General features: G+C 71.2%; 15 protein-coding genes and 1 tRNA gene. 9 read left to right on the top strand and 7 right to left on the bottom strand.

The window, feature by feature from the left end; genetic code table 11:
- Window positions 1–51: 51 nt before the first annotated feature.
- Window positions 52–1,743 (top strand): phenylacetic acid degradation protein PaaN, encoded by a 1,692-nt coding sequence (paaN, locus tag NGF19_RS15115; protein WP_252425401.1) that lies wholly within the window; start codon window positions 52–54, stop codon window positions 1,741–1,743.
- A gap of 6 nt (window positions 1,744–1,749) precedes the next feature.
- Here paaN and NGF19_RS15110 read toward each other — a convergent pair whose 3' ends face one another.
- From NGF19_RS15110 to NGF19_RS15100, 3 genes are read right to left on the bottom strand one after another with little or no spacing between them, the layout of a single operon-like run.
- Window positions 1,750–2,517 carry a TrmH family RNA methyltransferase gene (locus NGF19_RS15110; RefSeq protein ID WP_252425400.1) on the bottom strand — a complete coding sequence of 256 codons (768 nt, stop codon included), beginning with the start codon at window positions 2,515–2,517 and terminating at the stop codon, window positions 1,750–1,752.
- An 18-nt stretch (window positions 2,518–2,535) separates the two neighbouring features.
- A complete protein-coding gene (locus NGF19_RS15105) occupies window positions 2,536–3,753 on the bottom strand; it encodes an HTTM domain-containing protein (protein ID WP_252425399.1) in 1,218 nt (405 codons plus the stop codon).
- Window positions 3,750–4,547: a DUF5819 family protein gene (locus NGF19_RS15100; RefSeq protein ID WP_252425460.1), complete on the bottom strand. Its 798-nt coding sequence runs from the start codon at window positions 4,545–4,547 to the stop codon at window positions 3,750–3,752. The genes NGF19_RS15105 and NGF19_RS15100 overlap by 4 nt, the downstream gene beginning before the upstream one ends.
- A gap of 284 nt (window positions 4,548–4,831) precedes the next feature.
- On the opposite strand from NGF19_RS15100, the gene paaA reads away from it, so the two are divergent.
- Genes paaA through NGF19_RS15075 form a run of 5 tightly spaced genes read left to right on the top strand, consistent with a single transcriptional unit; the run spans window position 4,832 to window position 8,475 of the window.
- Window positions 4,832–5,869, top strand: a complete 1,038-nt coding sequence (gene paaA, locus NGF19_RS15095; RefSeq protein WP_252425398.1) for a 1,2-phenylacetyl-CoA epoxidase subunit PaaA — start codon at window positions 4,832–4,834, stop codon at window positions 5,867–5,869.
- A gap of 2 nt (window positions 5,870–5,871) precedes the next feature.
- Window positions 5,872–6,159, top strand: a complete 288-nt coding sequence (gene paaB / locus NGF19_RS15090; RefSeq protein WP_252425397.1) for a 1,2-phenylacetyl-CoA epoxidase subunit PaaB — start codon at window positions 5,872–5,874, stop codon at window positions 6,157–6,159.
- Window positions 6,156–6,875 (top strand): 1,2-phenylacetyl-CoA epoxidase subunit PaaC, encoded by a 720-nt coding sequence (paaC, locus tag NGF19_RS15085; protein ID WP_252425396.1) that lies wholly within the window; start codon window positions 6,156–6,158, stop codon window positions 6,873–6,875. Before paaB ends, paaC begins: the two co-directional genes overlap by 4 nt.
- The gene (gene paaD, locus NGF19_RS15080) at window positions 6,869–7,411 is read left to right on the top strand and encodes a 1,2-phenylacetyl-CoA epoxidase subunit PaaD (protein WP_252425395.1); all 543 of its coding nucleotides are present in this window, start codon (window positions 6,869–6,871) and stop codon (window positions 7,409–7,411) included. Before paaC ends, paaD begins: the two co-directional genes overlap by 7 nt.
- Window positions 7,411–8,475: a 2Fe-2S iron-sulfur cluster-binding protein gene (locus tag NGF19_RS15075; protein ID WP_252425394.1), complete on the top strand. Its 1,065-nt coding sequence runs from the start codon at window positions 7,411–7,413 to the stop codon at window positions 8,473–8,475. The genes paaD and NGF19_RS15075 overlap by 1 nt, the downstream gene beginning before the upstream one ends.
- Before the next feature lie 94 nt (window positions 8,476–8,569).
- Here NGF19_RS15075 and NGF19_RS15070 read toward each other — a convergent pair whose 3' ends face one another.
- The gene (locus NGF19_RS15070) at window positions 8,570–8,899 is read right to left on the bottom strand and encodes a rhodanese-like domain-containing protein (RefSeq protein WP_252425459.1); all 330 of its coding nucleotides are present in this window, start codon (window positions 8,897–8,899) and stop codon (window positions 8,570–8,572) included.
- 101 nt (window positions 8,900–9,000) lie between these two features.
- Window positions 9,001–9,879: a J domain-containing protein gene (locus NGF19_RS15065; protein ID WP_252425393.1), complete on the bottom strand. Its 879-nt coding sequence runs from the start codon at window positions 9,877–9,879 to the stop codon at window positions 9,001–9,003.
- Window positions 9,880–10,180: 301 nt separating this feature from the next.
- On the opposite strand from NGF19_RS15065, the gene NGF19_RS15060 reads away from it, so the two are divergent.
- Complete coding sequence (locus NGF19_RS15060) at window positions 10,181–11,011, top strand: hypothetical protein (RefSeq protein WP_252425392.1); 831 nt, start codon at window positions 10,181–10,183, stop codon at window positions 11,009–11,011.
- Here the strand turns inward: NGF19_RS15060 and NGF19_RS15055 are convergent.
- A complete protein-coding gene (locus NGF19_RS15055; protein WP_252425391.1) occupies window positions 10,970–11,305 on the bottom strand; it encodes a helix-turn-helix domain-containing protein in 336 nt (111 codons plus the stop codon). The two genes, NGF19_RS15060 and NGF19_RS15055, sit on opposite strands and share 42 nt — an antisense overlap.
- 408 nt (window positions 11,306–11,713) lie before the next feature.
- A tRNA-Leu gene (locus NGF19_RS15050) sits at window positions 11,714–11,800 on the bottom strand.
- Window positions 11,801–12,450: 650 nt separating this feature from the next.
- Between NGF19_RS15050 and NGF19_RS15045 the strand changes: the two genes are divergently transcribed.
- Both NGF19_RS15045 and NGF19_RS15040 read left to right on the top strand, forming a co-directional pair.
- On the top strand, window positions 12,451–13,290 hold the full coding sequence (locus NGF19_RS15045) for an FHA domain-containing protein (RefSeq protein ID WP_252425390.1): 840 nt from the start codon (window positions 12,451–12,453) through the stop codon (window positions 13,288–13,290).
- A 10-nt stretch (window positions 13,291–13,300) separates the two neighbouring features.
- A complete protein-coding gene (locus NGF19_RS15040; RefSeq protein WP_252425389.1) occupies window positions 13,301–13,825 on the top strand; it encodes an FHA domain-containing protein FhaB/FipA in 525 nt (174 codons plus the stop codon).
- The last annotated feature ends 115 nt before the right edge of the window (window positions 13,826–13,940 follow it).

The raw sequence follows: 13,940 nt of genomic DNA, 5'->3' as shown, positions 1-13,940 counted from the left end.
GGTCACGAGCTTCATGAGAAGAGCTCACAAGACGAGGAGTTGGTCCCCGACATGGCCGCCGAACTCACCGCGCACGAGCTGATCACCCAGCACCGCCCCACCCTCGACCGGGCCCTGGACGCGATCCGGACCCGCGCGTACTGGTCCCCGCACCCCGAGCATCCCAAGGCCTACGGGGAGAACGGCAGCCTGGACGCCGCGGCGGGCAAGGCCGCCTTCGACGCCCTGCTCGGCACCCGTATGGACCTCGGCCAGCCCGGCACGGACGACTGGACCGGCGAGGAGCTGTCGCCGTACGGAATCGAGCTCGGCATCAGCTATCCCCACGCGGACATCGACGTCCTGCTGCCCGCCATGCGCGCGGGCCAGCGGGCATGGCGCGACGCGGGCGCGGAGACCCGCGCGGTGGTGTGTCTGGAGATCCTCAAGCGCATCAGCGACCGGACGCACGAATTCGCGCACGCGGTCATGCACACCAGCGGCCAGGCCTTCATGATGGCGTTCCAGGCGGGCGGCCCGCACGCACAGGACCGAGGCCTGGAGGCGGTGGCGTACGCGTACGCCGAGCAGGTCCGCACGCCCGGCACCGCGGAGTGGACCAAGCCCCAGGGCAAGCGCGACCCCCTGGCGCTCACCAAGGAGTTCACGCCCGTCCCGCGCGGCATCGCGCTGGTCATCGGCTGCAACACCTTCCCGACGTGGAACGGCTTCCCGGGCCTGTTCGCCTCCCTGGCCACGGGCAACGCGGTCCTGGTGAAGCCCCACCCGCGCGCGGTGCTGCCGCTCGCGCTCACCGTGCGGGTGGCCCGCCAGGTCCTGGCCGAGGCAGGCTTCGACCCGAACCTGGTGGCGCTGGCCGCCGAGCGCCCCGGCGAGGGCATCGCGAAGACCCTGGCCGTGCGCCCGGAGATCCGGATCATCGACTACACGGGCTCCACGGCGTTCGGCGACTGGCTGGAGGCCAACGCCCGCCAGGCCCAGGTCTACACGGAGAAGGCCGGCGTCAACACGGTGCTCGTGGAGTCGACCGACAGCTACAAGGGGATGCTGTCGAACCTCGCGTTCTCCCTGTCGCTGTACAGCGGCCAGATGTGCACCACCCCGCAGAACCTCCTGATCCCACGGGCGGGCATCACCACCGACGAGGGCCCGAAGTCGTACGACGACGTGGTCGCGGACCTCGCGCGGGCGGTCGGCGGCCTGCTCGGCGACGACGCGCGCGCGAACGGACTGCTCGGCGCGATCGTGAACCCGGACGTCACGGCCCGTCTGGAGGCGGCCACCGGACTCGGCGAAGTCGCCCTGGCCTCACGGGAGATCGTCAACCCCGACTTCCCGAAGGCGGTCGTCCGCACACCGCTGATCGTGAAGCTCGACGGCGCCAAGCCGGACGCCGAGGCCGCCTACCTGAGCGAGTGCTTCGGCCCGGTGTCCTTCGCCGTCGCGGTCGACTCGGCCCAGGACGCGGTGGAGCTGCTGCGGCGCACCGTCAGGGACAAGGGTGCGATGACCGTCGGCGCGTACACCACCTCCGAGGAGGTCGAGCGGGCCGTCGAGGAGGTCTGCCTGGAGGAGTGCGCCCAGCTCTCGCTCAACCTGACCGGCGGGGTGTACGTCAACCAGACGGCCGCCTTCTCCGACTTCCACGGCTCGGGCGGCAACCCCGCGGCCAACGCGGCCCTGTGCGACGGGGCGTTCGTGGCGAACCGCTTCCGGGTGGTGGAGGTACGCCGCGAGGCGTGAGGCCGCTCAGTCCGGTGCGCTCCCGGTGATGCTCCAGTGGTACAGCGTCATGGCCACGCTGGTCGCGAGGTTGTAGCTGGAGACCTGGGGGCGCATCGGCAGGGACACCAGATGGTCGGTGCGGGCGCGCAGGTCGGCGGACAGGCCGGTGCGCTCGGAGCCGAACGCGAGCACGGCGTCGTCCGGCAGCTTCAGCCCGCGGATGTCGTCGCCCTCCGGGTCCAGCGCGAACACCGGCCCCGGCGGCAGCTCGGTCACGGGCAGCCGTTCCACGGCGGTGGCGAAGTGCAGCCCGGCACCGCCGCGCACGACCGTGGGGTGCCAGGGGTCGAGCGTGCCGGTCGTGACGACCCCGGTCACGCCGAAGCCGGCCGCGAGCCGGATCACGGCCCCCGCGTTGCCGAGGTTGCGCGGGTTGTCGAGGACGACGACCGGGGCGGCGCGGGGGATACGCCGGAGCGTCTCCAGGGCGGCCTCGCGCGAGGGACGCACGGCCAGCGCGGCGACCCCGGTGGGATGCGGGCGCGGCACCAGCGCGCGGTACGTGGCCTCCGGGACCTCCGTCAGCAGCGCGTCCAGGGACTCCCGTACGTCGGGGGCCAGTTCACCGGCCAGGGTGAGCGTCGCCGCCCGGTCGGTGGTGACGGCGACGGGCACGCGCGCCTCGAAGCGCAGCGCGTGCTTGAGAGCGTGGAAACCGTCGAGCAGGACCGAGGCGTCGGCGAGCCGGTGCCACAGGCTCAGCGGGTCGGTGCTGCGGGACGGATCCTTCATGCAGTGCAGCCTACGGGCTCAGACGGTCGAGCCCACCTGCGTGGGGTCGGCCGTCTCCTCGGCCTGCGGCTGCGGGCCGCGCGGGCCACCAGGCGGCTCACGGCGTACGAGCGCGGCGCCCGACCGTCTCCTCACGCGTGCCGCCCAGCTGCCCAGCCGTCGCAGGAAGGACGTCGGCAGGAACACGGCGTCCGCCGCGATCATCGTGAGCGAGAAGAACGGCAGCCCGAGCACCACGGCGATCACCAGGTGCTCGGTCATCAAGAACGCCAGCAGCACGTTCTTCACCCGCCGGTTGAACAGGGTGAACGGGAAGGCGACCTGCGCGACGACCGTCGCGTACGTCACCAGCAGCACCATCACCCCGTTCGAGGACAGCAGGTCGGACAGGGCGGGCCAGGGCGAGAAGGCGTCGAGGTGGAGCGGGTAGTAGACGGCCGTGCCGTCCTGCCACCGCGAACCCTGGATCTTGTACCAGCCGGCGGTCGAGTAGATCAGACAGGCCTCGGCCATGATCATCAACAGGGCGGCGTTGTGGACGAGGTTGGCCACGATGTCCAGCAGGATCCGCGGCTCGGCGTGCGGGGCGCGCCGAGCGACGTACCACCACAGGGCCTGCACGGCCCACAGCCCCCAGAAGAGAGTCAGCCAGCCGCCGCTCATCCGGCCCGCCACCGTCGCCAGGGCCAGCACACAGCCGAGCACCCCCCACAGGGCCGGTCCCACCCGGTCGGGACGGAGCCGCTCGTCCCCCGCGCGGGCCCGCCGGGCGCGCCGCTCGTCCAGCGACCACACCTGCCCGCAGCGCGTGAACACCAGGTAGATCGACATCAGGTGGAGGACGTTGTCGCCTCCGTCTCCCATGAAGACGCTGCGGTTCTCCAGCGACAGGACGCCCACCATGAACAGCACGGACATCGTGCGGGTGCGCCAGCCGACCAGCAGCAGGGCGCTCGAGAGCAGGGCGAGGAAGTACACCGCCTGGAACCACGCCTGGCTGTCGGACCACAGCAGGACCGTGAACGCGTGGTTGCCGGCGACGAGCTGCCGGGCCAGGTCCCAGCTCCAGGGGCCGTCGGGTCCGTACATCTCCTGCCGGTGCGGGAACTCGCGCAGCAGGAACAGCAGCCAGGTGGCGGCGAAGCCGATACGGACGACCGCGCTCTGGTACGGGCCGAGGGGAGCGTCGGTGAGGCGGCTGATGCCGCGCGCGGCGGAGCGGACGACGCGGTTCATCGGGTACCCGCCCCCGTCTCGTCGTCGGCGGGCAGCGGCCACCAGGGCAGATGCCGGTACACGGGCGCGGTGGGCACCCGCTCGTCGCTCCATCGGGGGGAGGGCACGTTCGTGGTGCGGGAGCGGACCTGGACGCGGTCGACGGTCTCACCGGGGCGCAGGGCGGTGCGCTCACGGTCCAGGCGCCCCAGTACGACACGGCGCAGATAGCTCTCGGACAGGGCACCGCGCGGGCCCTGGGGCCGGTTCCGGCCGTCGTGCGAGGTGACGTAGAAGTCCCAGGCGCGGCGCAGTTCGTTCTGCTGGGTGTGGCTCGGCAGGAGGTTGCCCGCGATGGCCTCGCCGTCGCGCGCGGACAGGTCGTACCAGCCGGTCGTCCGCCCGCCGCCGTCCGGGGTGAGCACCTCGGCGCGGACCTGGACGTCGATGTTCTGTTGCAGGGGGTTGGGCGCGAACAGCTTCCAGTTCTGCTCGAACTCCGGGTAGATCCAGTCGTCGATCGCCTTGCCGTGCTGCTTGGTGACGGTGTTCGGGGGCGCGACGTGCAGGAACACCATGCCGAGGTGCACGGCGGAGACGGCGGCGACGGCCACGAGCGCCAGCGCTGCGGCGACGCGGTAGTGCGGGGACAGGGCGGCTATACCGGTGCTCGCCTCCCGCGGACCCGCCGATCCCTCACCCGGCGGGGCCGGGGGGACGTCGGGCCCGCCGCCCTCGGGCGGCGGGGACACCGGGGCGTCGGAGCCGTCCGGCTCGGCCTCCCGGGCGCCCGATTCCTCGTCGTACGCGTCCATCCCGTCCCGTCTTTCGAGCTTCCCCGCCCCGGCACCATCGGCCCGGGTCCCTCGGCTGTCGCCGTGGGCGGCGCGGGCGGCCCCGCCCGTGCGCGGCTCCACCACGGCGTCCGCACCGGAACGGTACTCAGCCCCACCCGCCCCGCACAGCCGGATGGACACAGCGGCCGAACGGGACTCGGAGGTTGTCCACAGCGGTTGACACCCTACGTGCCTCACCGCACCATGGAATCGACCGGACCGAACGATCGGTCGGGAGACAGAGAGTGGTCGAGGGGGACCGCATGGCGCCAGCAGCAGCCCACCGCACGGCCAGCGTGGACGGCGCAGTACCAGAGGCCGACACGGCGGTGTACGAGGCCGTCTTCAATGCCGCCGTGGCCGCCGACGAGCGCATCGAACCGCGCGACTGGATGCCCGATGCCTACCGCTCCACCCTGGTCCGGCAGATCGCCCAGCATGCGCATTCCGAGATCATCGGCATGCAGCCGGAGGCCAACTGGATCTCGCGCGCGCCCTCCCTGCGCCGCAAGGCGATCCTGATGGCCAAGGTCCAGGACGAGGCGGGCCATGGGCTGTATCTCTACAGCGCCGTGGAAACGCTCGGCGTCAGCCGCGAGGAGCTGCTCGACAAGCTGCACACCGGCCGCCAGAAGTACTCATCGATCTTCAACTACCCGACGCTGACCTGGGCCGACGTCGGCGCCATCGGCTGGCTGGTGGACGGCGCGGCGATCACCAACCAGGTGCCCCTGTGCCGCTGTTCCTACGGCCCGTACGCCCGCGCGATGGTCCGCGTCTGCAAGGAGGAGTCGTTCCACCAGCGCCAGGGGTACGAACTGCTGCTGGCCCTCAGCCAGGGCACCCCCGAGCAGCACGCCATGGCACAGGACGCCGTGGACCGCTGGTGGTGGCCCTCCCTGATGATGTTCGGCCCGCCCGACGACGAGTCCGCGCACTCCGCGCAGTCGATGGCCTGGAAGATCAAGCGGCACTCGAACGACGAGCTGCGCCAGCGCTTCATCGACATCTGCGTCCCCCAGGCGAAGTCACTGAACCTCACGCTCCCCGACCCCGACCTGCGCTGGAACGAGGAGCGCGGGCACTACGACTTCGGCCCCATCGACTGGGCGGAGTTCCGCGAGGTCATCAAGGGCAACGGCCCCTGCAACGAGCAGCGGATATCCCAGCGCAGGAAGGCCCACGACGAGGGCGCGTGGGTACGAGAGGCCGCCGCGGCGTACGCGGCGAAGCACAACGGCGCGACAGGCGCGGCCGTCGAACCGTCGGCGGACACGGCCGACATGAACGGGAAGGCGTGACGATGACGACCGAGCAATCGCCGCTGTGGGAGGTCTTCGTGCGCTCGCGCCGCGGCCTCTCGCACACCCACGCGGGCAGCCTGCACGCCCCGGACGCGGAGCTGGCCCTGCGCAACGCCCGCGACCTGTACACACGGCGCGGCGAAGGCGTCTCGATCTGGGTCGTGCCGTCGAAGGCGATCACCGCGTCCTCACCCGACGAGAAGGACGCGTTCTTCGAACCGGCCGCCGACAAGCCCTACCGGCACCCGACGTTCTACGAGATCCCGGAAGGGGTGAAGCACCTGTGACCGTCACCGCGCACACCGGGGCCGCCCTGGCCCTCGGCGACGATGCCCTGGTGCTCTCGCACCGCCTGGGGGAGTGGGCAGGACATGCCCCGGTGCTGGAGGAGGAGGTCGCCCTCGCCAACATCGCGCTGGATCTGCTGGGCCAGGCGCGGGTGCTGCTGTCCATGGCGGGCGACGAGGACGAACTGGCCTACCTCCGCGAGGAACGCGCGTTCCGCAACCTGCAGTTGGTCGAGCAGCCGGGCGGCGACTTCGCCCACACCATCGCCCGCCAGCTCTACTTCTCGACCTACCAGCGACTGCTCTACACCCAACTCGCGGCGCAGGAGGGCGCGTTCGCGGGCCTGGCGGCCAAAGCGGTCAAGGAGGTCGCCTATCACCAGGACCACGCCGAGCAGTGGACCCTGCGGCTCGGCGACGGCACGGCGCAGAGCCATGAGCGGATGCGCCGCGCGTGCGAGGCGCTGTGGCGGTTCACCGGAGAGATGTTCCAGCCGATCGAGGGCGTGGAGGTCGACTGGGCCGGATTGCAGACCGCCTGGCTGGAATCGGTGAGTGACACGCTGCGCCGCGCCACCCTGGAGGTCCCCGAGGGTCCGCGGTCCGGGGCGTGGGCCGCGGGCGCGGGACGGCAGGGGCTGCACACCGAACCGTTCGGGCGGATGCTCGCGGAGATGCAGCATCTGCACCGCAGTCACCCGGGGGCGTCATGGTGACGGTCACCGCTCTCGAAGAGGAACTGCTCCGGCTCGCCGGCTCCGTCCCCGACCCGGAGTTGCCCACGCTGACGCTGGAGGACCTGGGCGTCGTACGGGCCGTCCACGCGCGCGGCACGGACGCGGTGGAGGTCGAGCTGACCCCGACCTACACGGGCTGCCCCGCGGTCGAGACGATGTCCCGGGACATAGAGCGGGTGCTGCACGAGCACGGCATGCGCGAGGTCGTCGTGCGCACGGTGCTCACGCCTGCCTGGTCGACGGACGACATCACCGCCGAAGGCCGCCGCAAACTGCAGGAGTTCGGGATCGCACCACCGCGCCCGAACCGCCCGCAGGCGTCCGGGCCGGTGGCGGTGCGACTGGGCCCGACGCATACGGTCGCCGGCTCCCCCGAGCCGGACGGTCCCGTGTGCTGCCCGCACTGCGGGTCCGCCGAGACCGAACTGCTCAGCCGCTTCTCGTCCACCGCGTGCAAGGCCCTGCGCCGCTGTCTTACCTGCCGCGAACCGTTCGACCACTTCAAGGAGCTGTGATGGCTCGGTTCCACTCGCTCCCCGTGGCCGCGGTCGACCGGCTCACCGAGGACTCCGTGGCCCTGACCTTCGCCGTGCCGCCCGGCCTGCGCGAGGAGTACCGGCACGCGCCCGGCCAGCATCTCGCCCTGCGCCGCGTCGTCGACGGCACGGAGATACGCCGCACCTACTCGATCTGCTCCCCCGCGCCGGCCCCGGACGAGGAGGGACCGCGCACCCTGCGGGTCGGGGTGCGCCTGGTGGAGGGCGGCGCCTTCTCCCCGTACGCGCTCAAGGAGATCGCGATCGGCGACGAGCTGGAGGTGATGACGCCGGCCGGACGGTTCACGCTGGAGCCCGCACCCGGGCTGTACGCGGCCGTGGTGGGCGGCAGTGGGATCACGCCCGTGCTGTCGATCGTGGCGACCCTGCTGGACCGGGAGCCCGGGGCGCGGTTCTGTCTCGTCCGCAGCGACCGGACATCCGCCTCGACGATGTTCCTGGAGGAGGTCGCCGATCTGAAGGACCGCTTTCCTGACCGGTTCCAGTTGGTGACCGCGCTCTCCCGGGAGGAACAGCAGGCAGGCCTGCCGACCGGGCGGCTCGACGAGCAGCGGCTGTCCGGGCTGCTGCCGTCGCTGCTGCCGGTGGAGAGTGTCGCGGGCTGGTTCCTGTGCGGGCCGTTCGGACTGGTGCAGTCGGCGGAGCGCGCGCTGCGCGGGCTCGGAGTGCGGCGCACCCGTATCCACGAGGAGATCTTCCACGTGGACGACGGCTCCGTGGCCACACCGCCCGCCCCGTCCCTCGCGCACAGCACGGTGACCGCGCGGCTGGACGGACGCGGCGGAACCTGGCCGGTCGACGACGGTGAGTCGCTGCTGGAGACGGTGCTGCGCAACCGCCCCGACGCGCCCTACGCCTGCAAGGGCGGGGTGTGCGGGACCTGCCGGGCCTTCCTGGTCTCGGGCGAGGTGCGGATGGACCGCAACTTCGCCCTGGAGCCGGAGGAGACCGAAGCGGGCTATGTACTGGCCTGCCAGTCGCATCCGCTCACGGAGAGGGTGGAGCTGGACTTCGACCGGTAGGACTGCGACCGGTTAGAGCCTGCGACCGGTAGGAGAAGAACACGCTCGCCGAGGACACCGGTCGGGCCCCTCCCGGAGGGGCCCGCGGGCCGGGCTACAGCACGACGCCCGGAGCGCCCTTGTCGTCCAGGACGGGGCGGCCCGCGGCGGCCCAGACCTGCATGCCGCCGTCGACGTTGACCGCCTCGATGCCCTGCTGGACCAGGTACATCGTCACCTGGGCCGAACGGCCACCGGAGCGGCAGATCACATGGACCCGGCCGTCCTGCGGCGCGGCCTGTGTGAACTCGCCGTAGCGCGCGGCGAATTCACTGAGGGGAATGTGCAGCGCCCCCTCGGCATGACCCGCCTGCCACTCGTTGTCCTCGCGGACATCCAGCAGGAAGTCGCCGTCCTTGAGGTCCGCGACCTCGACCGTGGGCACACCAGCTCCGAAACGCATGCTCCGACGCTACCCGACACCGAGACCGATGGACCCGGCCCCGCCGGACCCGGCCCCGCCCCGAGCGCACGGTGCACGGCCTCTCAGCCGCGCAGCGCCGCCAGCTCGGCTTCCTTCTGCGCGACCTGGACCAGCAGTTGCTCCGCGATCTCTTCGAGGAGACCGTCGGGGTCGTCGGGGGCGAGCCTGAGCATCGAGCCGATCGCGCCCTCCTCCAGCTCGCGGGCCACGACGGAGATCAACTCCTTGCGCCGGGCGAGCCATTCGAGGCGGGCGTACAGCTCCTCGCCGCGGCTCGGCCCGCGCACCTCGGGGGCGGGCCCGGCCTCCCACTCCTGCGCGAGCTCCCGCAGAAGGGCCTCGTCACCGCGGCCGTAGGCGGCGTTGACCCGCGCGATGAACTCGTCGCGCCGCTTGCGCTCGTCCTCGCCCTGGGCGAGGTCCGGGTGGGCCTTGCGGGCGAGTTCGCGGTAGAGCCTGCGGGCCTCCTCGCTGGGGCGGACGCGCTGCGGGGGCCGTACGGGCTGGTCGGTCAGCATGGCCTGGGCCTCCGGGAACAGACCACCCGAGTCCATCCAGCCATGGAACAGCTCCTCGACGCCCGGAATCGGCATGACCCGGGCGCGTGCCTCATGGGCACGGCGTATGTCCTCGGGGTCGCCGGTACGGGCGGCCGTCGCCTCGGCGATCTCCGCCTCCAGTTCATCGAGGCGCGCGTACATCGGCCCGAGCTTCTGGTGGTGCAGCCGCGAGAAGTTCTCGACCTCGATGCGGAAGGTCTCCACGGCGATCTCGTACTCGATCAACGCCTGCTCGGCGGCCCGTACGGCCCGCTCCAGCCGCTCCTCGGGACGCGTCTCCGCGCCGTCCGCTCCGGTGTCCCCTGGGTCACCCGGGCCGCCGCCGACCGGCTCCTCGACGGCGGACTCGGATTCGCTCTGCTCGGCTTCGGGCGTCGTCACCGGACCAGCGTATGACACGCCGCGGAGGGTCGACGCGCGTGTACAGCCCTCTGCGGCGAGCGAGGTCGGGGCCGTCGCCGTGACGAGGCACGCGGTGGCCGGAACACCGCGCTCAGTGGCCGATTGTCGCTCAACGTGATGCCGTGGCGAGACGGCGGATGACATCATCTGCGGGCAGTCGCTGCCGCCCCGGGCCATGGGTCCGCAGCGCGAGTGCCGGGCCGCACATGCCAAGGGGGAGCCCGGCTCGCCCTCCGCCTGCCCGAGGGCTCACCCGTCCATGCATGACTTGGGGCCGTTCATGACCTGGAATCACCACGGCTGGCTTGCCGGTTACGTGTTACCGGCCGCTCTCGGCGCCGGCCTTGCGTGGGTCGGTCTGGCCCGCAGTTCCGTCGGCAAGGGCCGACTGCTCGGCAGTTGGAGATCGGCCGGCCTGACCTTCCTGGTCCTCGCACTGACAGGTGCGGTCGGGGTCGCCGCCGGGCTCGCGCTTCCGCACCTGGCGAAGCTGCCTCCGGCCGCCGCCGGTCTGGCCACCGGTGTCACGACCATGCCGCGCAAGAGGCCCGACGACACGACCCAGCCCTACGTCAAGTACATGACGCTCGGCCTTGCCTGGTTCAGGGAGCGCCTCGACTACCGCATGCAACTCGACGCCCGCACCTGGTCCGACCGGTTCCTGGAAGGCTTCGAGAAGACGACACATCTGCGTGTGTTCGTACACGAACTCAAGAACTATCTGTTGGACCGGCATCCCACGCGCGTCAAGGCGATCGTCGGCCTCTTCGAAGAAGCGGACCGTGCCATGGTCCACGCCCTTGAAGTGCAGACGAGGACCGACGAGGCCTGCGGGGACGTCCGCAGCGGCTGGATGCGCAAGCCCACCGACGAGGAGATCTACCAGTGCCGCAGCGCTCTCGGTGAAGCCTTCAACCGCTGCGGCGACCTGTTGCTGTTCGCCTATGTGCACGGTCGCCGCACGGAACAGCCCGAACTCGAGACCCTGCGCGTCAAGTCCCTGTCCGACGACGCCTTCCACAGCTCACCGCTGCCTCGGCAACGACGACGGTTCGGCCTCCGTCGCACCTCATCGATGCGCAGCGACACCGCTTCCACGGAGCGGCGATGACTCTCCGCGGCTCGCGGCAGGCTCGTCCGCGGCACAGGGAAGGCGGGGAGAGAACCTGATCTCGACGTCGGCCCCCAGCGCTTCCGCAGCCGCGGCCAAGGTGCGCACCGTCAGATTCGCGTCGCCCGACATGATCTGACTGACCCGACCGGGGCTGACGCCCATCGCTCTGGCAAGGTCCGTACGCGACTTACCGAGCCCTGCCAGCAAGCCCGCGAGAGAGGCCGACGCCTGCCGTGCCAGATACCCACCGGCCGGCTCGGCGTTGCTCTCGCTACGAGCGAAGATGCTCATGACATGACCCCCAACTCACGTCAGGGCAACGGTTGTTGCCGCTGTCTCAAGGATGCCACCTTTAGCTGTAGCTAAAAACTCGGATGCCGCAAAATCTGCGGGTGCGGCGATGTGATCCGGTCCGTCGATGCGCCGGTGACCTGCGGCTGTCGGCTTCTGGTGGCAACCGATGCCGGGCCGGGGCGCACACCTCAATGGAGCAGGGGGTCGCCCCCCAACGACGGACACCGGACACCGGGATGCCGCCCGAGCGAGCTTCGTGAGATAGCTCACGGCCGACTTCGCCCCGCCACCGCTCTCAGCCTCCACCGCACCCGTCTCCCGACTGTGCGATGCCTCACATCTGCGGGGATACGAGAAACGGGCCCCTGTCGTGACTTCCGTCACGGACAGAGACCCGTCTCGTCGTGGTGCGCGAGGGGGGAGTTGAACCCCCACGCCCTTGCGGGCACTGGAACCTGAATCCAGCGCGTCTGCCTATTCCGCCACCCGCGCATTGGGTGTGTCTCCGGCTCCTGCCCCTTGCGGTGCTGGCGCCTTCCGACATCGAGAACATTAGCACGGTGGACTGGGTGGCTTCACATCCCTTTTCCCGCCCGACCCCCTCGCCCGCCCCCGCCCGCCCCCGGCCCGACCAGCGACGACCCGGCAGCAGGGGCCACAGCCAGGGAGGGACGGGCCCGCGGACCCGGACCCGAGGGCCGCCGGGCACGATCAACGCCGCCTGGCCTGCGACCCCAGCCGCGGGGCCCCGTCGCCGCTCTCCGCCTCCGCTGCGCCTTCCGCCCGCACCGCACCGCCGCACGCCCTGCACAGCCCGCGCACCCCGCACGCAACGGTCCGGCAACGTCTCGACGTGAACCGGTTCACGTATCAACCTCGTACCGGTCCAGCTCATCTCTACAGATGACGGGCAGGGCCCGCACTCCGGTGCGGGACACTGGTCTCCGGCCGCCTCTACGATCCATGCCAGGACTACGTGCACAAGGAGTTCGAAGGGGGCCCGTGGAGGGAACTCCGCAGGCGTCGACACCCCTCGACAGGGCCGACAGGGGGAACCAGCCGATTTTCCGGCGCGTAGATACGATCAGTGAGCAGTACCAGGTAAGCAGTACGCAGGACGGCAACGAAGGAGGAGGTGCCCCATGGGAGTCCTGAAGAAATTCGAGCAGCGTCTCGAAGGTCTGGTCAACGGCACCTTCGCCAAGGTGTTCAAGTCCGAGGTCCAGCCAGTGGAGATCGCCGGAGCACTCCAGCGGGAGTGCGACAACAACGCGACCATCTGGAACCGCGACCGGACCGTCGTCCCCAACGACTTCATCGTGGAGCTGAGCGCCCCGGACTACGAGCGCCTCAGCCCCTACTCCGGCCAGCTCGGCGACGAACTCGCCGGCATGGTGCGCGACTACGCCAAGCAGCAGCGCTACACCTTCATGGGCCCCATCAAGGTCCACCTGGAGAAGGCCGAGGATCTCGACACCGGCCTGTACCGGGTGCGCAGCCGTACGCTCGCCTCCTCCGCCGACCAACAGGCTCCCCCGTCCGCCCCTCCGGCCGGACGGCAGAGCCCCGGCGGCTACGGCTACCCCCCGGCCGCCTCGCCCTCGGGCGCCCCTCCCATGCCGTCCACGCCGCCGCCCGGCGGACGTCCCGGCGCCGCCCCCTACGGCCAGCGGCCGGCCGCCGCACCGACGGGCGGCGGGCGCACGCGCTACTGGATCGAGATCAACGGCACCCGCCATCAGATCTCCCGCCCGACGCTGGTGCTGGGCCGCAGCACCGACGCCGACGTGCGGATCGACGACCCCGGCGTCTCGCGCCGGCACTGTGAGATCCGGACCGGAACGCCCTCGACGATCCAGGATCTCGGGTCCACCAACGGCATCGTGGTGGACGGGCAGCACACCACCCGCGCTACGCTCCGCGACGGCTCGCGGATCGTCGTGGGCAGCACCACCATCATTTACCGGCAAGCCGAAGGGTGAAGCGGGGGCAATGTCAGAGCTGACCCTCACGGTCATGCGGCTGGGTTTCCTGGCCGTACTGTGGCTGTTCGTGATCGTGGCCGTGCAGGTCATCCGCAGCGACCTGTTCGGAACGCGTGTCACACAGCGCGGCTCACGCCGGGACGCGGGGCGGCCCCAGCAGGCCGCCCGGCAGAACCGCCAGGCGGCGGCACCCCCGCAGCAGCGCCAGCAGTCGGGCGGCGGCCGTCAGCGCCGTGGCGCCCCCACGAAGCTGGTCGTCTCCGAGGGCTCCCTCACGGGCACCACGGTCGCGTTGCAGGGCCAGACGATCACGCTCGGCCGCGCGCACGACAGCACGATCGTGCTGGACGACGACTACGCCTCCAGCCGCCACGCCAGGATCTACCCCGACCAGAACGGCCAGTGGATCGTCGAGGACCTCGGGTCCACCAACGGCACCTACCTCAACCGGTCCCGGCTGACGACCCCCACACCGATTCCGCCGGGCGCGCCGATCCGCATCGGCAAAACCGTCATCGAGCTGCGGAAGTAGTACGACAATGAGCGAGCGGAGCGAGCACGCGGCAGCGGCCCGGACGACGGGCCTCGGCGCGCTCCCGACCGGAGGGTGGGCACCGTGCGGATGTACCCGGAGCCGACGGGCGAGG

Source organism: Streptomyces macrolidinus, from assembly GCF_023887685.1.
GTDB lineage: Bacteria > Actinomycetota > Actinomycetes > Streptomycetales > Streptomycetaceae > Streptomyces > Streptomyces macrolidinus.
The sequence above is the reverse complement of the archived record's forward strand: the minus strand, read 5'-3'. Positions and strand labels throughout refer to the sequence as shown.